General features: G+C 56.3%; 12 protein-coding genes. 3 read left to right on the top strand and 9 right to left on the bottom strand.

Going from position 1 to position 20,735, the window contains the following annotated elements; translation table 11 throughout:
* Positions 1-4: 4 nt before the first annotated feature.
* Entirely contained in the window at positions 5-2,395 is a 2,391-nt protein-coding gene (gene malP / locus V6940_RS08550) for a maltodextrin phosphorylase (RefSeq protein ID WP_333495565.1), read from the bottom strand.
* Between the two features lie 622 nt (positions 2,396-3,017).
* Between malP and malT the strand changes: the two genes are divergently transcribed.
* A complete protein-coding gene (gene malT / locus V6940_RS08545; RefSeq protein WP_185667334.1) occupies positions 3,018-5,723 on the top strand; it encodes an HTH-type transcriptional regulator MalT in 2,706 nt (901 codons plus the stop codon).
* Between the two features lie 221 nt (positions 5,724-5,944).
* Positions 5,945-7,312, top strand: a complete 1,368-nt coding sequence (locus tag V6940_RS08540) for a glycoside-pentoside-hexuronide (GPH):cation symporter (protein WP_333495564.1) — start codon at positions 5,945-5,947, stop codon at positions 7,310-7,312.
* Positions 7,313-7,391: 79 nt separating this feature from the next.
* Here the strand turns inward: V6940_RS08540 and V6940_RS08535 are convergent, their stop codons facing one another.
* From V6940_RS08535 to glpE, 3 genes are all read right to left on the bottom strand, one after another.
* Positions 7,392-8,150, bottom strand: coding sequence for a DeoR/GlpR family transcriptional regulator (locus V6940_RS08535; protein WP_333495563.1), 759 nt, complete (start codon positions 8,148-8,150; stop codon positions 7,392-7,394).
* Between the two features lie 17 nt (positions 8,151-8,167).
* Positions 8,168-8,998, bottom strand: a complete 831-nt coding sequence (gene glpG, locus V6940_RS08530; protein ID WP_185667337.1) for a rhomboid family intramembrane serine protease GlpG — start codon at positions 8,996-8,998, stop codon at positions 8,168-8,170.
* A gap of 127 nt (positions 8,999-9,125) precedes the next feature.
* On the bottom strand, positions 9,126-9,455 hold the full coding sequence (glpE, locus tag V6940_RS08525; RefSeq protein ID WP_333495562.1) for a thiosulfate sulfurtransferase GlpE: 330 nt from the start codon (positions 9,453-9,455) through the stop codon (positions 9,126-9,128).
* A 201-nt stretch (positions 9,456-9,656) separates the two neighbouring features.
* Here glpE and glpD point away from each other — a divergent pair, with 201 nt between their 5' ends.
* Positions 9,657-11,165, top strand: coding sequence for a glycerol-3-phosphate dehydrogenase (glpD, locus tag V6940_RS08520; protein WP_333495561.1), 1,509 nt, complete (start codon positions 9,657-9,659; stop codon positions 11,163-11,165).
* Between the two features lie 112 nt (positions 11,166-11,277).
* On the opposite strand, the gene glgP is transcribed toward glpD, so the two are convergent.
* The 5 genes from glgP to glgB form a co-directional block, all read right to left on the bottom strand.
* The gene (gene glgP / locus V6940_RS08515; RefSeq protein ID WP_333495560.1) at positions 11,278-13,725 is read right to left on the bottom strand and encodes a glycogen phosphorylase; all 2,448 of its coding nucleotides are present in this window, start codon (positions 13,723-13,725) and stop codon (positions 11,278-11,280) included.
* A gap of 17 nt (positions 13,726-13,742) precedes the next feature.
* A complete protein-coding gene (glgA, locus tag V6940_RS08510; protein WP_333495559.1) occupies positions 13,743-15,176 on the bottom strand; it encodes a glycogen synthase GlgA in 1,434 nt (477 codons plus the stop codon).
* Positions 15,176-16,471 (bottom strand): glucose-1-phosphate adenylyltransferase, encoded by a 1,296-nt coding sequence (glgC, locus tag V6940_RS08505; RefSeq protein ID WP_333495558.1) that lies wholly within the window; start codon positions 16,469-16,471, stop codon positions 15,176-15,178. Before glgC ends, glgA begins: the two co-directional genes overlap by 1 nt.
* An 81-nt stretch (positions 16,472-16,552) precedes the next feature.
* Positions 16,553-18,529: a glycogen debranching protein GlgX gene (glgX, locus tag V6940_RS08500; RefSeq protein WP_333495557.1), complete on the bottom strand. Its 1,977-nt coding sequence runs from the start codon at positions 18,527-18,529 to the stop codon at positions 16,553-16,555.
* Between the two features lie 2 nt (positions 18,530-18,531).
* The gene (gene glgB / locus V6940_RS08495) at positions 18,532-20,718 is read right to left on the bottom strand and encodes a 1,4-alpha-glucan branching enzyme (protein WP_333495556.1); all 2,187 of its coding nucleotides are present in this window, start codon (positions 20,716-20,718) and stop codon (positions 18,532-18,534) included.
* Positions 20,719-20,735 lie beyond the last annotated feature (17 nt).

Below are 20,735 nucleotides of genomic sequence, written 5' to 3'. Positions count from 1 at the left end.
ATCCTTAGCGTTTTGCCTGCCAGATACGTTTCTGATAATCGCGGATAGAGCGGTCGGAGCTGAACATGCCGCAGCGAGCGGTGTTCAGAATCGCCGCACGGGTCCACGCTTCCTGGTCGCGATAGAGCACATCGACCTGCTTCTGTGCTTCGACATAAGCGGCAAAGTCCGCCATCACCAGGTACGGGTCACCGCCCTGCTTGCCCATGCTGTGCAGCATCTGGTCGAAGGCGTGCTTGTCACCGTTGCTGTATTTGCCGCTTTCCAGCTCTTTGAGCACCGCGTCCAGCAGCTTGTCGGCTTTACGCCATTTCAGCGGATCGTAGCCTTTGGCTTTAAGTTCTTTCACCTGCTCAACGGTATGGCCGAAGATGAAGATATTCTCAGAACCAACCTGTTCGGCGATTTCAACGTTCGCACCGTCCAGCGTACCGACGGTTAACGCGCCATTGAGCGCCAGCTTCATGTTGCCGGTACCGGAGGCTTCTTTACCCGCCGTGGAGATCTGCTCAGAGACATCCGCCGCCGGGATCAGCATCTCCGCTGCCGACACGCAGTAATCCGGCAGGAAGACCACTTTCAGCTTGTCGCCCACTTTTGGATCGTTGTTGACGGCTTCAGCCACTTTGTTGATAGCAAAGATAATGTTCTTCGCCAGGTAGTAGCCCGGGGCCGCCTTCGCCCCAAACAGGAACACGCGCGGTACGCGGTCAGCTTCCGGGTTTTCACGGATTTCTTTGTACAGCGCCAGAATGTGCAGCAGGTTCAGGTGCTGGCGTTTGTACTCGTGCAGACGTTTGATTTGGATATCAAAAATCGCGTGGCTGGAAATCTCAATGCCGGTACGCGCTTTAACAAACTTCACCAGGCGCTCTTTGTTGGCCAGTTTGATGTCGCGGTACTGCTTGCGGAATTTCGCGTCGTCCGCGTATTTTTCCAGGTTGATCAGCTGATCGAGATCGTTAGCCCACTCTTTTTTCAGCGATTTATCCAGCAGCGCGGCAAGCGCTGGGTTGCACTGTTTGATCCAGCGACGCGGGGTGATGCCGTTGGTGACGTTGTGGAAACGGGTCGGCCACAGCTGGTGATATTCCGGGAACAGATCTTTCACCACCAGGTCAGAGTGCAGCGCCGCAACGCCGTTTACCGCAAAGCCGCTCACCACACACATGTTCGCCATGCGCACCTGTTTATTGTGCACCACGGCAAGCTTCGCCCAGACGGCTTCGTCGCCAGGCCAGGTGGTATCAACCAGCTTCTTAAATCGGTCGTTAATCTCTTTGATAATCTGCATATGACGCGGCAGCAGCGCTTTCACCAGCTTCTCATCCCAGCACTCCAGCGCTTCTGGCATTAGAGTATGGTTGGTGTAGGCGAAGGTTTTGCTGGTAATCGCCCACGCGTCATCCCAGCTCATCTGGTGCTCATCAATCAGCACGCGCAGCAGCTCAGGAATCGCGATGGTTGGATGCGTATCGTTAAGCTGAATCACTTCAAAGTCGGCCAGCTCATGCAGCTTGCGGCCCGCCAGATGGTGGCGGCGCAGAATGTCGGCCACGGAGCAGGCGCACTGGAAGTACTGCTGCATCAGGCGCAGCTTTTTACCCGCCGTGTGGTTGTCGTTCGGGTAGAGAACTTTAGTCAGTTTTTCGGCATCAATACCTTGCTGCTCTGCGCGCAGGAAATCGCCATCGTTAAATTTGGTCAGGTTAAATGGATGCGCATGCTTGGCCTGCCACAGACGCAGCGGCTGTGCAACGCCGTTACGGTAGCCCAGCACCGGCAGATCCCAGGCTTCACCGGTAATGGTAAACGCTGGCTGCCACTCTCCTTTCACCACTTTACCGCCGATACCCACCTGTACATCCAGCGCGGCGTTATGGCGGAACCACGGATAGCTGCCGCGCTGCCAATCGTCAGGCGCTTCCATCTGATGCCCGTCGTCGAAGGACTGGCGGAACAGACCGTACTGATAGTTCAGGCCATAGCCGGTCGCCGACTGGCCCACGGTGGCCATTGAATCCAGGAAGCAGGCAGCCAGACGGCCCAGACCGCCGTTGCCGAGCGCTGGGTCAGTCTCTTCTTCCAGCAGGTCGGTCAGGTTGACGTTGTAGGCTTTCAGCGCGTCGCTCACCCCTTCGTACCAGCCGAGATTGAGCAGGTTGTTCCCGGTCAGACGGCCAATCAGGAACTCCATCGAGATGTAGTTCACGTGGCGCTGATCCTTAGCCGGTTTCGCTACCGGCTGTGCACAGAGCTGTTCTGCCAGCGCTCCGCTCACAGCCTGCCACCATTGGTGAGACGTCATTTCGGTAGCGGCCTGTAAGCCAAATCGCTGCCACTGACGCGTCAGGGCAGCCTGGAATGAATCGTGATTGAAGGTAGGCTGTGACATAGCGAATTCGAATCCTTTTACATAGATATTGGCGTTAGTGTGCCTGGCTGAATGGTGGACTTCCTCATCCCGTCCAGGATTAGACAGGGAGGAGTCGCAGGGATGAGCGAAAAGTGTGATCGCCGCCACTATAACGTTAGCCGCTAGCGGCAAATTCGCTCGATTTTCATCCAGCCCAGACCGTCCTTGTTCAACAGGCCAGTGTCGAGGATTTCACCAGGGATATCTTCGCGTCAGGTCATAAAATGAAATAGCGTTTCGCAGTAAATATGCAAATAAGGAAATGGTTTCATCACGAAAATAAGCAACAAATTAATACGTATTGTTTCTACGGAAATTTACGTTTACTTAAACATCTTTAGACGTGGGTTATTTGAGTTCTTGCTCAAATATTATTTCGTACGTAACTACAAGGAGTTATGTAATCCAGCGTTTACGCGCTCTGGGCCGCATTCTACGAGGATGGTATTAAATAGAAAGAAGTGTGACATATAGCAAATTCACAGACATCAAAACAGGACATAACTTGCAATACATAGTCATTTGACCGACCTTTGTATGGATTAATTACGAAGCGCAAAAAAAATCTCGTTTTCCAATCCTCACAGTGAAGTGATTAGCTATGTTGATTCCGTCAAAACTCAGTCGACCCGTCCGTCTCGATCACACCGTGGTGCGCGACAGACTGTTGGCGAAACTTTCAGGCGCGAACAATTATCGTCTGGCGCTGATTACCAGTCCGGCTGGCTATGGAAAGACAACGCTTATTTCACAATGGGCAGCAGGGATGAGCGACCTCGGCTGGTACTCTCTTGATGAAGGCGATAATCAGCAAGAGCGCTTTGCCAGCTACCTGATTGCCGCCATCCAGCAGGCAACCGGGGGTCATTGCGTGGCCAGCGAAAACATGGTGCAAAAACGCCAGTACGCTAGCCTGAGCTCTCTATTCTCTCAGCTGTTTATTGAATTAAGCGAATGGCAGCGTCCGCTCTATTTGGTCATTGATGACTACCACCTGATAACGAACCCCGTCATCCACGATGCGATGCGCTTTTTCCTGCGCCATCAGCCAGAGAATCTGACGCTGGTGGTGCTATCGCGCAATCTGCCGCAGTTGGGCATTGCCAACCTTCGCGTACGTGACCAACTGCTGGAAATCGGCAGCCAACAGCTGTCGTTTACCCATGCGGAAACCAAACAGTTCTTCGACTGCCGCTTAGCCGCGCCGATTGAGGCCGCGGAAAGCAGCCGTCTGTGTGATGACGTTGCCGGTTGGGCCACCGCCCTCCAGCTGATTGCGCTCTCTGCGCGTCAGCGTAACAACGCCACACAACACTCCGCGCGCCGACTAGCGGGCATTAACGCCAGCCACCTGTCCGACTATCTGGTTGATGAAGTACTGGATAACGTTGACCCGGACACCCGCAATTTCCTGCTGAAAAGCTCGCTGCTACGTTCGATGAACGACTCGCTGATCGCCCGCGTAACCGGTGAAGAAAACGGCCAGATGCGTCTGGAAGAGATCGAGCGTCAGGGGCTGTTCGTGCAGCGTATGGATAATTCCGGCGAATGGTTTAACTACCACCCGCTGTTCTGTAGTTTCCTGCGTCAGCGCTGCCAGTGGGAACTGGCGGCTGAACTGCCGGACATTCACCGCGCCGCCGCGGAAAGCTGGATGGCGCAAGGCTTCCCAAGTGAAGCTATCCATCACGCGCTGGCGGCGGGCGACCCGAAAATGCTGCGCGATATTCTGCTCAACCACGCCTGGGGCCTGTTCCACCATAGCGAGCTTGCCCTGCTGGAAGAGTCGCTCTCTGCCCTGCCGTGGGAAAGTTTGCTGGAGAACCCGCGTCTGGTGCTGCTGCAGGCCTGGCTGATGCAAAGCCAGCACCGCTACAGCGAAGTCAACACCCTGCTGGCCCGCGCCGAGCAGGAGATGACCTTCGAAATGGACACCTCGCTGCACGGCGATTTCAACGCCCTGCGCGCCCAGGTGGCGATTAACGACGGTGACCAGGATGAAGCCGAACGGCTCTCAACGGTAGCGCTTGAAGAGCTGCCGCTGGCTAACTTCTACAGCCGCATCGTGGCCACCTCGGTGCACGGTGAGGTGCTGCACTGCAAAGGCCTGCTGAGTCAGTCCATTGCCGTGATGCAGCAAACCGAACAGATGGCGCGCCGCCACGATATCTGGCACTACGCGCTGTGGAGCCTGATCCAGCAAAGTGAAATCCTGTTCGCACAGGGCTTCCTGCAGGCCGCCTGGGAGTGCCAGGAGAAAGGCTTTCAGCTGATCCACGAACAGCATCTTGAACAGCTGCCGATGCACGAATTTCTGCTGCGCATCCGCGCGCAGCTGCTGTGGGCATGGGCGCGCCTCGATGAGGCTGAAACCGCCGCCCGCACCGGCATTGAAGTGCTGAGCGGCTTCCAGCCGCAGCAGCAGCTTCAGTGCCTGACCCTGCAGGTGCAGTGCTCGCTGGCGCGCGGCAATCTTGATAATGCCCGCAACTACCTGAACCGTCTGGAAAACCTGCTCGGCAACGGTACGTACCACAGCGATTGGGTCTCCAACGCCGATAAAGTACGGGTCATTTACTGGCAGATGGTCGGCGATAAAAAAGCGGCGGCTAACTGGCTGCGCCATACGCCGAAGCCGGAATTTGCCAATAACCACTTCCTGCAGGGTCAGTGGCGTAACATCGCCCGCGCGCAGATCCTGCTCGGTGAGTTCGACTCTGCCGAAATGGTGCTGGAAGAGTTAAACGAAAACGCCCGTGGGCTGCGCCTGATGAGCGATCTCAACCGCAACCTGCTGCTGCTGAACCAGCTGCACTGGCAGGCGGGAAATAAGAATGAAGCCCAGCGTGTGCTGCTGGAAGCGCTGCAGCTTGCCAACCGCACCGGTTTTATCAGCCACTTCGTGATTGAAGGTGAAGCGATGGCGCAGCAGTTGCGCCAGTTGATTCAGCTGAATACGCTGCCAGAGCTCGATCAGCACCGCGCCCAGCGCATTCTGCGCGAGATTAACCAGCACCATCGTCACAAGTTTGCCCACTTTGACGAAAGCTTCGTCGAGCGCCTGCTCAACCATCCGGAAGTACCGGAGCTTATCCGCACCAGCCCGCTCACCCAGCGTGAATGGCAGGTACTGGGGCTTATCTATTCGGGCTACAGCAACGAGCAGATTGCCGGTGAGCTGGACGTGGCGGCCACGACCATCAAAACGCATATCCGCAACCTCTATCAGAAACTCGGCGTGGCGCATCGTCAGGATGCGGTACAGCATGCCCAGAAGTTGCTGAAGATGATGGGGTACGGCGTGTAATTTGTGCCTGATGGCGCTGCGCTTATCAGGCCTGCACACGTTGTAGGCCGGATAAGGCGTAGCCACCATCCGGCATTGCCAACGCCAAATCATAAAGAGATAGCTGCGTCACATTAGAGAATTAACATAAGTCCAAAGTGAAAAATTGGAATATTCAGGCTTAGAGCCACCTTTTATAAGTGGTGTCGTATGTTGGCACGTAATAATAAAAAGGTGACTCTATGTCGGCATTAACCGAAAAAATCAGTAATAAAGAGAAGTTCGGATTTGGCCTTGGCGATGCCGCCAGCCATATCGTTTTTGATTCCTCCGTTGCCATTCTTGCTTATTTTTATACGAACATCTATGGATTACCCCCAGCGGTAATGGGGACGTTATTTTTAGTCGTCAGGGTACTGGATGCCATTACTGACCCTATTATGGGGGCGATTGCTGACCAGACCAAAAGCCGCTGGGGGCGTTTCCGTCCTTGGCTTTTGATTATTTGCGTTCCGTTTGCCGTCAGTTGCGTATTGGTATATTCCACGCCGAACTTCGAACAAACCGGGAAAATTGTCTACGCCGTTGTCGCGTATATATTTATGACATTAATGTATACCGCAATTAATATTCCTTACTGCTCGCTGGGCGCGGCCATTACCGCAGACCCACGGGAAAACCTGTCGCTGCAGTCCTGGCGGTTTGCCGTCGCACCGATTGGCGGTGCAATGGGTACCGCGCTGATTCTCCCGCTGGCAGACCTGATTGCACCGGGCGATAGAGCCTCCGGTATGCAGTGGGCGATGGGGATTTTCGGCGTTATCGGCTGCATCATGTTCCTGATCTGCTTTATGACCACCCGCGAGCGTATTACGCCGGTGAAAGAGGAGAACCTGAACATTTTGCGCGACGTGCGTATTCTGATGAAAAACGATCAGTGGTGCGTGCTATCGGTATATAACCTGGCGATGCTTTGCGGCGTTGTGGTTCGCGGTGGGCTGCTGGTCTATTTCGTACAATATATTCTGCACCAGGGCAGCAGCGTTATTTCCATCTTTATGCTGGCCACCACCATTGCCGCCGTGATTGGCAGCCTGATGGCGAAATATATCGGTTCCTGGATGTGTAAAATCCGCGCATCGGTGTGGATCAACGTGCTCAGCGCCTTATTCGGTTTACTGTTCCTGGTTCTGCCAACCGAATATTGGATGCCAGCGTTTATCGTCCACGTGGTCCTTAATATCCTTCAGGGCATTAACGCCCCGCTGCAGTGGTCAATGATTACCGATGCCAACAACTATGGCGAGTGGAAAACCCAGCGTCGTATTACCGGTATGAACGTGGCAGCGAATATCTTTATTATCAAACTGGGCGTCGCCATCGGCGGTGCACTCACCGGCTGGGGTCTGGCATTCTATGGCTATCAGGCGGGGGTTGAACAACAGTCAGCGGAAGCTGTCCGTGGAGTATTAATACTGTTTACGGTACTACCGGCTATCTTCTATCTGATCACCGCCATTTCCATCCGCTACTACCGCCTGACGGAAGATCGCATGAACCATATCGTGGCCGATCTGAGCAAAGGCAAATTCCAGCAGCAGATGTCATAAAACCGTAGCCCGGCCGAACGAAGTGACGCCGGGGATTCCCCGGAGTCGGCGCTAGCGCGCCTCGTCCGGGCTACATGATTTAGCACAGCTCAAGCTGCACATCATTTTCCGCAATCACCTGCATCACGCCCGGCGGCGGCAGAACGTCGGTAAAGACCGCATCCACCAGGCTGATACTGCCCATATTCACCATCGCGTTACGGCCAAACTTCGAATGGTCAACAACCAGAATCACGTGGCGAGAGTTGTCGATAATTGCGCGCTTGGTGCGCACTTCATGATAATCAAACTCCAGCAGCGAGCCATCGCTGTCGATGCCGCTGATCCCGAGGATGCCGAAATCCAGGCGGAACTGGGAGATAAAGTCGAGCGTCGCTTCACCAATAATGCCGCCATCCCGGCTGCGCAGTTCACCGCCCGCCAGAATAATGCGAAAGTCCTCTTTCGCCATCAGCGTATTCGCCACGTTCAGGTTGTTGGTGACGATTCGCAGATCGCTATGGTTGAGCAGCGCATGGGCCACCGCTTCCGGGGTAGTGCCGATATCGATAAACAGCGCCGAGCCGTTCGGGATCTGGCTTGCCACCTTCTGGGCGATACGCTCTTTTTCTTCCGCCTGAGTCGCCTTACGGTCGTGCCAGGAGGTGTTCACCGAACTGGACGGCAGCGCCGCCCCGCCGTGGTGACGCAGAATTTTTTTCTGCTCCGCAAGGTCATTCAAATCGCGACGAATGGTCTGAGGGCTAACGGAAAAATGTTCCACCAGCTCTTCCGTACTGACGTAGCCCTGAAGTTTTACCAGCTCGATTATCGCGTCATGACGTTGTGTTTGTTTCATGATGAATCCCTGGAAAATTATGCTCGCTTGCGCGCATTAAGCGTGTCGACAAAGGCCATTGCCAGACCAATCACCAGCCCGGTGACGTGTGCGCCGTTCGCAATTGACATCCCAAAAACGTTAAACCACCCGGCCACCAGCCAGATGAGTGAAAATAGAATCAGCCCGCGCGGCAGGAAGATGCCGCTCTGCGGATCGCGCTCGCCACGCAGCCACGCATAGCCCATTAAGGCATACACCACGCCGGACAGGCCGCCAAACCACGGACCGCTGAACTGATGCTGAATAAAGCCGCTCAGCAGCGCGCTTATCACGGTAATCACCACCAGCTTGCCGCTGCCAATGCGCTTTTCTACCGCACCGCCAAGATACCACCACCATAGCAGGTTGAAGAGGATATGGACGAATGAGAAATGCATTAACGCGTGGGTAAAGTAGCGCCAGAGCTCAAATTTCAGCGAATCATCGTACGGCCAGGCGAGCCAGAGCATTACCGGCTGGTCGCCAATCACGCTCATCAGGATAAAGACCAGAATGCAGGCCGCCATGATGGCCATCGTCACCGGGCCTGCGCCCGCCTTCAGCGTGGCCAGGAATGGAAAACGACGATAGTGCAGGCCGCTGTTAGTCTGGCCGGACTGCCAGCTAGCCGCCAGATAACGGGGGTCGGCCGGATTTGCCAGGAAGCGTTCCAGTTCGTCGCGAACGCGCGCTTCCTGGGACTCATCGGAAAGCCAGACATCGCTACGCGTATGCTGCTGGATAGTCAGAATAACGCCCTGCGTTGCCATATAGTCAACAAAAGCCTGGGCAACGCGCGGGTTAGTAAAAGAGGTGATCATCAACATCAGCAGGTCGCTTCTATTCCACACAAAAGGGGACAGTATATACCCAAACCCTTACGGATGCGTTGCAGCGGCGCGTAAAGGCCGCCTGACAAGAGGCGGCATCTGGAAGGGAAAAACCCACACGGTCTTAGAAACCGGCGTGTACCACTTCAGCTGGGAAGTGACGATGCCAGGCGTCAAAACCGCCGTCGATGCTGTACACCTGATCATAGCCCTGCTGCAGCAGGTACTGCGCCGCGCCCTTGCTGCTGTTACCGTGATAGCACATCACCAGCACCGGGGTTTCAAAATCGTTATCGCGCATAAACGCGCCCAGTGTGTCGTTGGTCAGATGAAAAGCGCCAGGGGTGTGGCCCATCGCAAAGCTTTGTGGGTCGCGAATATCCACCAGCACGGCAGCGCTCTGCTGCAGCTTCTGGTGCGCCTGTTCTACGTTAATACATTCAAACTGATCCATGGTGCTCTCTTATCGTTATGGCTGGTGTCTTGCTGACGACATTTTACCGCCAAGTGTACGTCTTCACGGTACGTAAACGCCAATATGTTATGCACATCACTCTAAAATGTTTTTTCAATGTTACCAAAAGCGCGTTTACTTGCTATTATGAGCGATAACGAACATTAGTGAGCTATAACGAAAGTCCCAGAGGTAGCAATAATGGAAACCAAAGATCTGATTGTGATAGGTGGCGGCATTAACGGTGCAGGCATTGCGGCAGACGCGGCAGGACGCGGATTATCCGTACTGATGCTGGAAGCCAGAGACCTGGCCTGTGCCACATCCAGCGCCAGCTCAAAACTGATCCACGGCGGTCTGCGCTACCTTGAGCACTATGAATTCCGTCTGGTAAGCGAAGCGCTGGCCGAACGTGAAGTGCTGCTGAAAATGGCCCCGCATATTGCCATCCCGATGCGCTTCCGTCTGCCCCATCGCCCACATCTGCGCCCAGCGTGGATGATCCGCACCGGTCTGTTTATGTACGATCATCTGGGCAAACGCACCAGTCTGCCCGCTTCAACCGGGTTGCGTTTTGGCGCAGAATCCGTGCTGAAGCCGGAAATCGTGCGCGGTTTCGAATATTCCGACTGCTGGGTGGACGACGCGCGCCTGGTGTTAGCCAACGCGCAGATGGTGGTGAAGCAAGGCGGAGAAGTGCGTACCCGGACCCGCGCCATCTCAGCAAAACGTGAAAACGGCCTGTGGATCGTGGAAGCGGAAGATATCGACAGCGGCGAGAAGTTCCGCTGGCAGGCTCGCGGCCTGGTGAACGCCACCGGCCCGTGGGTGAAACAGTTCTTCGACGACGGTATGCACCTGCCATCGCCGTACGGTATCCGACTGATTAAAGGCAGCCACATCGTGGTACCACGCGTGCACGCCCAGAAGCAGGCCTACATTCTGCAAAACGAAGATAAGCGTATTGTCTTTGTGATCCCGTGGATGGATGAATTCTCGATCATCGGCACCACCGACGTGGAGTACCACGGCGATCCGAAAAACGTCGAGATCGACGAGAGCGAAATCAACTATCTGCTGAAGGTCTACAACGGCCACTTTAAAAAGCAACTCGCTCGCGAAGATATCGTCTGGACCTACTCCGGCGTGCGCCCGCTGTGCGATGACGAGTCTGATTCACCACAGGCCATCACCCGCGACTACACACTGGATATTCACGACGACCACGGTAAAGCACCGCTGCTGTCGGTCTTTGGCGGCAAGCTCACCACCTACCGCAAGCTCGCCGAACACGCGCTGGAGAAACTGGCGCCGTACTACAGCGGCATCGGCCCGGCGTGGACCAAAGGCGCCGTGCTGCCCGGCGGTGAGATTGGCAACGACCGCGATGACTACGCGGCTAAACTGCGCCGTCGCTATCCGTTTATCACCGAATCGCTGGCGCGCCACTTTGCCCGCACCTACGGCAGCAACAGCGAGCTGATTATTGGCGAGGCGAAGGATATTGCCGGGCTGGGGGAAGATTTCGGCCACGAGTTTTACGAAGCCGAACTGCGCTACCTGGTCGAACACGAGTGGGTGCGTCGTCTGGATGATGCTATCTGGCGTCGGACTAAACAGGGGATGTGGCTGAATGCCGAGCAGCAGTCACGTATCAGCGAATGGTTGGTAAAAACGCTGGGAAAGCCTGAGATGTCGTTGGCGTCGTGAGCCTCCCCGGCGGCGCTTCGCTTGGCCGGGCTACAAAGGCACAGAAACGTAGCCCGGCCGAACGACGTGACGCCGGGAAATAAAACGGGGCCAATCGGCCCCGTTTTCGTTTTTACAGTCTCACCGGCTCTATGTGCCAGATATTCTCCGCATACTCCTGAATCGTGCGGTCCGACGAGAAGTAGCCCATGTTGGCGATATTGAGCATCGCTTTATTGGTCCACTGCTCTGGCTCACGATACAGTTCATCGACCTTATCCTGACAGTCCACGTAGCTGCGGAAGTCCGCCAGCACCTGGTAGTGGTCACCGAAGTTAATCAGCGAATCCACCAGGTCACGGTAACGTCCAGGTTCACTCGGGCTGAACACGCCGCTGCCGATTTGCGTCAGCACCTGATGCAACTCTTCATCCTGCTCGTAATAGTCACGCGGGCTGTAGCCCTTACGACGCAGCGCTTCCACCTCTTCAGCGGTATTGCCGAAGATAAAGAAGTTTTCTGCCCCGACGTGCTCCTGCATCTCGACGTTGGCGCCGTCCAGCGTACCGATAGTCAACGCCCCGTTGAGCGCGAACTTCATGTTACTGGTGCCGGATGCCTCAGTACCCGCCAGCGAAATCTGCTCGGAGAGATCCGCCGCTGGGATGATCATCTGCGCCAGGCTCACGCTGTAGTTCGGGATAAAGACCACTTTCAGCTTGTCGCCAATCTGCGGATCGTTGTTGATCACGTTAGCCACGTCGTTGATCAGGTGAATAATGTGCTTCGCCATGTAGTAAGCGGAAGCCGCTTTCCCGGCGAAGATATTCACACGCGGCACCCACTGCGCATCTGGGTCGGCCTTGATGCGGTTGTAGCGGGTGATCACGTGCAGCACATTCATCAACTGACGTTTGTACTCGTGAATACGCTTAATCTGCACGTCGAACAGCGCGTTCGGATTCACCACCACGTTGAGGTTCTGGGCAATAAAGGTCGCCAGGCGCTTTTTGTTCTCAAGCTTAGCGTGATGCACCGCCTGATTTACCTTCGGATAATCAATATGCTGTTCCAGCTCTTTCAACTGGCTGAGGTCTGAACGCCAGGTCTGACCGATATTCTCATCCAGCACGTCGGAGAGCGCCGGGTTCGCCAGCGCCAGCCAGCGACGTGGGGTCACGCCGTTGGTCACGTTGGTAAAGCGCATCGGGAAGATGGCGGCGAAGTCGGCAAACAGCGACTGCACCATCAGATTCGAGTGCAGCTCAGACACGCCGTTGACCTTCTTGCTCACCACCACCGCCAGCCATGCCATACGCACGCGGCGGCCGTTGGACTCGTCGATGATCGACGTGCGGCTCAGCAGCCCGGTATCGTTCGGGTACTGCTCCTGCAGGGTCTTCAGGAAGTAGTCGTTAATCTCAAAGATAATCTGCAGATGGCGCGGCAGAATTTTGCCCAGCATGTCGACCGGCCAGGTCTCCAGCGCTTCGCTCATCAGCGTGTGGTTGGTGTAGGAGAAGACCTGACAGGCCACCTCAAACGCCGCTTCCCAGCTGAACTTATGCTCATCAATCAGCAGACGCATCAGCTCAGGAATCGACAGCACCGGGTGGGTGTCATTGAGGTGAATGGCTATTTTATCCGCCAGGTTGGCATAGGTTTTATGCAACATATAGTGGCGGCTTAAAATGTCCTGCACCGTCGCCGAGACCAGGAAATACTCCTGGCGCAGACGCAGCTCGCGTCCGGAGTAGGTGGAGTCATCCGGATAGAGCACGCGGGAAACGTTCTCGGAGTGGTTTTTATCTTCCACCGCCGCGAAGTAGTCGCCCTGGTTAAACTTACCGAGGTTGATTTCGCTACTGGCCTGGGCGTTCCACAGACGCAGCGTGTTGGTCGCATCGGTGTCATAACCTGGGATAATCTGATCGTAAGCCACCGCCAGAATCTCTTCCGTCTCCAGCCAGTGGCTGGTTTTGCCTTCCATCTGCACGCGACCGCCAAAGCGAACTTTATAGCGCGTGTTGTGGCGCGGGAACTCCCACGGGTTACCGTATTCCAGCCAGTAGTCCGGCGACTCTTTCTGACGACCGTCGACGATGTTCTGTTTAAACATGCCGTAGTCGTAGCGAATGCCGTAGCCGCGCCCCGGCAGCGCCAGGGTCGCCAGAGAGTCGAGGAAGCAGGCTGCCAGACGGCCTAAGCCGCCGTTGCCAAGCCCTGGGTCATTCTCTTCGTCGATCAGCTCTTCCAGGTCTAACCCCATTCCTTCCAGCGCGTTTTTCACGTCGTCATACAGACCTAACGATAACAGCGCATTGGAAAGCGTGCGGCCAATCAAAAACTCCATCGACAGGTAGTACACCTGTCGCGTTTCCTGGGAAAGCTGCGCGCGGTTGGAGCGCAGCCAGCGTTCCACCATGCGATCGCGAACGGCAAACAGCGTGGCGTTCAGCCATTCATGCTTGTTCGCGATAGCCGGATCTTTCCCGATGGTGAACATCAGCTTATAGGCAATAGAGTGCTTCAGTGCCTCAACGCTGAGGGTCGGTGATGCATACGTAAAGGGTGCATTCATTATTCAGATCCCCGTAGTTAGATCAGGCGTTGGTAAAGCTCACGATAAGAGTGCGCAGCAACCTGCCAGCTAAAATCCATGTTCATCGCCTGGCGTTGCACATAGCGCCAGAGCGATGGACGAGACCATAAAACGAAAGCACGGCGGATAGCGCGGAGCAGCGACCAGGCGTTGCTGTCTTCGAACACAAAGCCGCTGGCAATACCATCGGCGAGGTTCTCAAGCGAGCTATCCGCAACGGTGTCGGCCAGACCGCCGGTACGGCGAACCAGCGGCAGCGTGCCGTACTTCAGACCATAAAGCTGCGTTAAGCCGCACGGCTCAAAGCGGCTCGGCACCAGAATCACATCCGCGCCACCAATAATGCGGTGCGAGAACGCTTCATGATAGCCAATCTGGACGCCCACCTGCCCCGGATGCTCGGCGGCGGCGGCGAGGAAACCTTCCTGTAGTACCGGGTCACCCGCACCCAACAGCGCCAGTTGCCCGCCCTGCTCCAGCAGGCCCGGCAGCGCTTCCAGCACCAGATCCAGCCCTTTCTGGCTGGTCAGGCGGCTGACCACGGCAAACAGCGGTGCGGAGTCATCGACCTTCAGCCCCATGGCGGTTTGCAGTTGACGTTTGTTTTCCGCTTTCCGCTCCAGCGTGTCGCGGCTGTAGCTTGCCGGCAGCAGCAGATCTTTTTCCGGGCTCCAGACGTTGTCATCCACGCCGTTGAGGATCCCCGACAGACGCCCTTCCCGATGACGCTGGCGCAGCAGCCCTTCCATTCCGTAGGCAAACTGCGGCTCGGTAATTTCCCGCGCATAGGTCGGGCTGACCGCCGTAATATGGTCGGCGTAGTAAAGCCCCGCTTTCAGGAACGAAATCTGTCCGTGGAACTCCAGACCATGCATGTTGAAGAACTCAGCCGGCAGCTGAATCTCTTCCATGTGGTGGCCGTAGAACAGCCCCTGGTAGGCCAGGTTGTGTACGGTAAACACCGACTTCGCCGGGCGACCGCGCGCCGCCAGATAGGCCGGAGCCAGGCCCGCGTGCCAGTCGTGAGCGTGAACCACATCAGGACGCCAGAACGGATCCAGACCGCAGGCCATTTCACTGCCCACCCAGCCCAGCAGCGCAAAGCGCTTCACGTTATCGACGTAAGCATTCAGATTGGTGTCGTGATACGGGCTCCCCGGACGGTCATAGAGGTGCGGTGCATCAATCAGGTAGATGCCCACGCCATTATAATGTCCAAACAGCAGCGTCATCCGCCCGGCAAAGGTATCGCGACGGCTCACCACTTTGGCATCCGGAATACCGCGACGGATATCCGGGAATGCAGGTAACAGCACGCGTGCATCGGTTCCTTCAGCAATCTGTGCCGCTGGCAGCGCGCCAATTACATCCGCCAGACCGCCCGTTTTTAATAACGGGAACATCTCAGAACAAACATGTAAGACCTGCATTATCGCTCCTGTTTGTAGCCAAGCTGACGCAGCATTTCGCGCGTCACCAGCACAATCCCTTCTTCCGAACGGTAAAAGCGGCGTGCATCCTCTTCCGCATCTTCACCGATCACCATCCCTTCCGGGATCACACAGGCCCTGTCGATAACGCAGCGACGCAGGCGTGAGGAACGACCCACCCAGACATCTGGCAGTAAGACTGCCGAATCAATGTTACAGAATGAGTTCACGCGCACGCGCGGGAACAACACCGACTGCACCACCACGGAACCGGAAATAATACAGCCGCCGGAAACCAGTGAGTTCAGGGTCATGCCGTGGCTGCCGGAGCGGTCCTGGACGAACTTCGCCGGAGGCAGGGATTCCATGTGCGTGCGAATAGGCCAGTTCTGGTCGTACATATCCAGCTCAGGCGTCACCGACGCCAGGTCAAGGTTCGCTTTCCAGTAGGCTTCAAGCGTCCCTACATCGCGCCAGTACGGTTCTGCATCCGGGTCGGATTGCACGCAGGACAGCGGGAATGGATGTGCATAAGCCGCGCCAGCTTTGGTAATTAACGGAATTAAATCTTTGCCGAAGTCGTGGCTGGAGTTTTCATTAACGTCGTCACGTTCCAGCAGTTCATAAAGATAATCGGCATCAAAGACATAGATACCCATGCTCGCCAGCGATTTGGTTGGGTCGCCAGGCATGGCCGGTGGATTAGCCGGTTTTTCCACGAATTCGATAATCTTGTCGTTTTCGTCAACCGCCATCACGCCAAACGCCGTTGCCTCTTCAATGGGCACTGGAATGCACGCTACGGTGCAGCGCGCGCCTTTTTCGACGTGGTCGATAAGCATGCGCGAGTAGTCTTGTTTGTAGATGTGGTCACCGGCAAGGATGACCACGTACTCCGCCTTGTAACGGCGAATAATGTCGAGGTTCTGGGTGACCGCATCGGCGGTACCGCGATACCAGTTTTCACCGTGCATCCGCTGCTGAGCGGGCAGCAGATCCACAAATTCGTTCATCTGTTCACTGAAGAAGGACCATCCGCGCTGGATGTGCTGTACCAGCGTGTGGGACTGGTACTGGGTGATAACGCCGATACGGCGAATCCCGGAGTTCAGGCAGTTGGATAACGCAAAGTCGATGATGCGGAATTTACCGCCAAAGTGTACTGCGGGTTTGGCCCGCTTGTTGGTCAGATCCTTGAGTCGCGTACCGCGGCCGCCAGCCAGAATCAGGGCGACGGATTTGATAGGTAACTGGCGAGCCAGCATTAAGGGATCGTTTTTTTCTAGCCTAACCATGATTAACTCCTTTTGTTGCTCGTCCTTCCGGGTTATGAGGTGTCCTCGCGCGATAACGCGGGGTTCCGGGTAATTCAGAGACTATGACCTTTGAAATACGCACACTCCGTGCGCGGGCCCATGCCAGACAGCCACGACGACCGACGTGCCAGCGTCGGTGAAGGGAGGAACGGCGCGCCATTCCCCCTCGGGTAACGTCAAGTTTGTCGCGTCTTGCGTCGCATTGAGCGTAATGAGCCAACGATCGGAAAGCAGAATCTGCATCCGGCGCGCACCGTGCTGCCACTCCTCGGCAGACAGCGGTTGTGCATCCTGATTGAGCCACCGCACGTTGCCATCGCCTTCCTGCCACCAGCAGTCGTCCGTCAGCGCGGGGATCTGCTGGCGCAGGTGAATCAAGGCGGCGGTAAAGTCCGTCAGCGCGTCATCTGCGTTTTCCCAATCGAGCCAGGTCAACGTATTGTCCTGACAGTAGGCATTGTTGTTACCTTGCTGGCTGTGACCGTGTTCATCACCGGCCAGCAACATTGGCGTTCCCTGCGATAACAGCAGCGTTGTCAGCAGCGCCTGAACGCTCTTCTGCCGACGTGCCATTACTTCCAGGTTTGCTTCCAATCCTTCGATGCCATGATTATTGCTATGGTTATTGCTGGTGCCGTCACGATTCTCTTCACCGTTGGCGTCGTTGTGCTTGCCGTTGAAGCTGACACAATCACGCAGGGTGAAGCCATCGTGGGCGGTCACCAGGTTTATCGTCGCGCGAGGGCGACGTTCCTGATGCGCATACACGTCGCTAGAAGCGGCGAAGCGCTGGGCAAAATCCCCCAGCGACAGCGACTCTTCAAGCCAGAAGCGACGCATGGCATCCCGGAAATGGTCGTTCCATTCGCTGAAGACCGGCGGGAAGTTTCCCACCTGATAGCCGCCTTCACCGATGTCCCACGGTTCGGCAATCAGCTTCACCGTGGAGAGTACCGGGTCATCGTGGATCGCGTTAAACAGCGGCGCGTCCTGACGATAGCCCGGCGTACGGCCCATCACCGACGCTAAATCAAAACGAAAACCGTCAACGTGGCAGACATCTACCCAGAAACGCAGGCACTGGCGCGCGTATTCCACGACGCCAGGGTGGCTGAGATTCAGGGTATTACCGCAGCCCGTCCAGTTGTGATAATCGCCATCTTCCCGTAACCAATAATAGCTACGGTTATCAATCCCCCGCAGCGAGAAGGTCTGGCAATGCAGATCCAGCTCGGCGCTGTGGTTCAACACCACATCAAGGATCACTTCAATACCGGCTTTATGCAGCGCTTTGACCGCATCGCGAAACTCATCCAGCGCATGCTCAGGCGCGCTGGCGTAACGCGGTGCCAGCGCAAACGTCGCCAGCGGGTTGTAACCCCAATAGTTTCTCAGCCCCATACGCTGCAGGCGCTGCTCGCTGGCAAAATGCGCCACCGGCATCAGCTCCAGCGCGGTAATGCCAAGCCGCTTGAGGTAAGTAATCATCACCGGGTGACCCAGCGCTTTGTAGGTACCGCGGATAGACTCCGGCAGCCCTGGATGGCGGTAGGTCAGCCCTTTGACATGCGCTTCGTAGATGACCGTTTTGCCCCATGCCGTGCGTGGGGCAACATCGTCTTGCCAGTCGTAGGTCAGGTCAACAACCACCGATTTCGGTGCAATCGCCGCGGTATCGCGGTCATCTGGCACGTCGTAACCGCCGTGAAAATGCGGGTCGTCATCCGGGTCGCCCTCGGCGCAGAAACAGCATGGGTCCAGCAGCAGCTTAGCCGGGTTAAACCGGTGCCCCTGCTGCGGGTCCCACGGGCCGTGCACCCGGTAGCCGTAACGTAAGCCAGGACGCGCATGGGGCATATAGCCATGCCAGACGTCGCCGCTGCGTGCGGGTAAGTCATAGCGTGTCTCCGTGCCCTGCGCGTCAAACACGCACAGTTCTACCCGCTCCGCATGTACCGAGAAGAGCGTAAAGTTTACGCCTTCACCGTCATAGCTTGCGCCGAGCGGCGCGGGCTTCCCTGCTGCGAGTTGGCTCATGTTTAATCCCCTTCCCGAACTAACCAGATGGTCGACAACGGTGGCAGCGTCAGACTCAGCGATTGCGCGCGGCCATGGCTTTCAATCGCATCGCTCTGTACCAGCCCGCCGTTCCCGGCATTGCTGCCGTGATAGTGGGCGGAATCGGTGTTGAGCACTTCGCGCCAGCGGCCCGGCTGATTAATGCCGAAGCGGTAATCCTGACGCGGTACCGGCGTAAAGTTGCTGACCACAATCACTTCATTGCCCGCTTTGTCACGACGGACAAAGGCGAATACCGAGCGGGCGTGGTCATCAACCACCAGCCACTCAAAGCCGTACGGGTCAAAGTCCAGCTCGTGCATCGCTTTGTGGTGACGATAGGTATGGTTGAGGTCACGCACCAGGCGCTGCACCCCGTTATGCCAGTTGTCGTCGCCTTCCAGCAGATGCCAGTCGAGGCTGCCGTCAAAGTTCCATTCGCGGCCCTGAGCAAATTCATCGCCCATAAACAGCAGCTTTTTGCCCGGGAAAGCGAACATCCAGCCGTAGTAGGCGCGCAGGTTGGCAAATTTCTGCCACGCGTCGCCCGGCATACGGCCCAGAATAGATTTCTTACCGTGAACCACTTCGTCATGCGACAACGGCAACACGAAGTTTTCCGTGTAGTTGTAGAGCATGCCGAAGGTCATTTTGTCGTGATGATACTGGCGGTGAACCGGGTCGAGCTTCATGTAGTCCAGGGTGTCATGCATCCAGCCCAGGTTCCATTTAAACCAGAAGCCCAGACCGCCCATATCAGATGGACGTGACACGCCCGCGAAGTCGGTCGACTCTTCCGCCATGCTCACCGCACCGGGAACCTGCTCGCCCAACACGCGGTTAGTTTGACGCAGGAACTCAATCGCTTCGAGGTTTTCGCGTCCGCCGAACTCGTTCGGGATCCACTCCCCCTCTTTACGACTGTAGTCGCGGTAAATCATTGATGCCACCGCATCGACGCGCAGCGCATCAATACCGAAGCGTTCCACCCAGTACAGGGCATTGCCCACCAGGAAGTTGGTGACTTCACGGCGGCCATAGTTGTAAATCAGGGTATTCCAGTCCTGATGGTAGCCTTCGCGTGGGTCGCTGTGCTCATACAGGTTGGTGCCGTCAAACTCGGCCAGCGCGAAATCATCCGACGGGAAGTGCCCTGGCACCCAGTCGAGGATCACGTTCAGGCCGGCGGCGTGCGCAGCGTTGATAAAGTAGCGGAAATCTTCGCGAGTACCGAAACGGCGGGTCGGCGCGTACAGACCGGTCGGCTGATAGCCCCAGCTTCCGTCGAACGGGTGTTCGTTGACCGGCAGCAATTCCAGGTGGGTGAAGCCCATCCATTTGGCGTACGGCACCAGCTGTTCTGCCAGCTCGCGGTAGCTCAGCCAGTAGTTGTTGTCGGTATGACGACGCCAGGAGCCCAGATGCACCTCGTAGATAGAGATAGGGGCATCAAACTGGTTGGCCTTTTTGCGGGCTTCGCTCTGCTCAACCTTCGGCGGTAAGCCACAAATCAGCGAGGCCGTTTCCGGACGCATCTGGGCTTCGAACGCATAGGGGTCGGCTTTAATCCGCAGCGCGCCGCGGGCATCGATCATCTCGAATTTATACAGCTGACCGTTGTGCGCTCCCGGAATGAACAGCTCCCAAATCCCCGTTTCCTGACGCAGACGCATCGGGTGACGGCGACCGTCCCAGTAGTTGAACTGACCGACTACCGACACGCGGCGGGCGTTTGGTGCCCAGACGGCAAAGCGCGTACCGGTAACGCCGTCCATGGTATCCGCATGCGCACCCAGCTTTTCGTAGGGGCGTAGGTGAGTACCTTCAGACAGCAGCCATATGTCCAATTCCTGGAGCAATGGGCCAAAACGGTAAGGATCGTCAATGAGGTTCTGTTGGCCATGCCAGACGACAGCCAACTGATAACGGAAGAAATTTTTACGACGCGGCAGAACGCCACAAAAGAAACCACGTGAGTCCACGCAATCCAGTTTGCCGACTTTACGCCCGGTTTTAGGTTCAATCACCCAAACATCGGTCGCGTCGGGTAACAGTGCACGGACTTCCAGTCCCGCTTCCGTTCGGTGCATACCCAGTACGGAAAAGGGGTCTGCAAAATGGCCTGCGATCAACGCATTAATCACGTCTCTATCAACACGATCAGACATGCTTCATCATCCTTAGT

The sequence above is a fragment of the Kluyvera sp. CHPC 1.251 genome, assembly GCF_036759945.1.
Taxonomy (GTDB): Bacteria; Pseudomonadota; Gammaproteobacteria; order Enterobacterales; family Enterobacteriaceae; genus Kluyvera; species Kluyvera sichuanensis.
Note: the sequence above shows the minus strand (reverse complement) of the source record. Positions and strands in the feature narration are given on the sequence as shown.

What these genes read in the sequence shown, in the direction of transcription:
- malP (WP_333495565.1), bottom strand. Translation starts at nt 2,395, where the DNA reads ATGTCACAGCCTACCTTCAATCACGATTCATTCCAGGCTGCCCTGACG.
- malT (WP_185667334.1), top strand. Translation starts at nt 3,018, where the DNA reads ATGTTGATTCCGTCAAAACTCAGTCGACCCGTCCGTCTCGATCACACC.
- V6940_RS08540 (WP_333495564.1), top strand. Translation starts at nt 5,945, where the DNA reads ATGTCGGCATTAACCGAAAAAATCAGTAATAAAGAGAAGTTCGGATTT.
- V6940_RS08535 (WP_333495563.1), bottom strand. Translation starts at nt 8,150, where the DNA reads ATGAAACAAACACAACGTCATGACGCGATAATCGAGCTGGTAAAACTT.
- glpG (WP_185667337.1), bottom strand. Translation starts at nt 8,998, where the DNA reads ATGTTGATGATCACCTCTTTTACTAACCCGCGCGTTGCCCAGGCTTTT.
- glpE (WP_333495562.1), bottom strand. Translation starts at nt 9,455, where the DNA reads ATGGATCAGTTTGAATGTATTAACGTAGAACAGGCGCACCAGAAGCTG.
- glpD (WP_333495561.1), top strand. Translation starts at nt 9,657, where the DNA reads ATGGAAACCAAAGATCTGATTGTGATAGGTGGCGGCATTAACGGTGCA.
- glgP (WP_333495560.1), bottom strand. Translation starts at nt 13,725, where the DNA reads ATGAATGCACCCTTTACGTATGCATCACCGACCCTCAGCGTTGAGGCA.
- glgA (WP_333495559.1), bottom strand. Translation starts at nt 15,176, where the DNA reads ATGCAGGTCTTACATGTTTGTTCTGAGATGTTCCCGTTATTAAAAACG.
- glgC (WP_333495558.1), bottom strand. Translation starts at nt 16,471, where the DNA reads ATGGTTAGGCTAGAAAAAAACGATCCCTTAATGCTGGCTCGCCAGTTA.
- glgX (WP_333495557.1), bottom strand. Translation starts at nt 18,529, where the DNA reads ATGAGCCAACTCGCAGCAGGGAAGCCCGCGCCGCTCGGCGCAAGCTAT.
- glgB (WP_333495556.1), bottom strand. Translation starts at nt 20,718, where the DNA reads ATGTCTGATCGTGTTGATAGAGACGTGATTAATGCGTTGATCGCAGGC.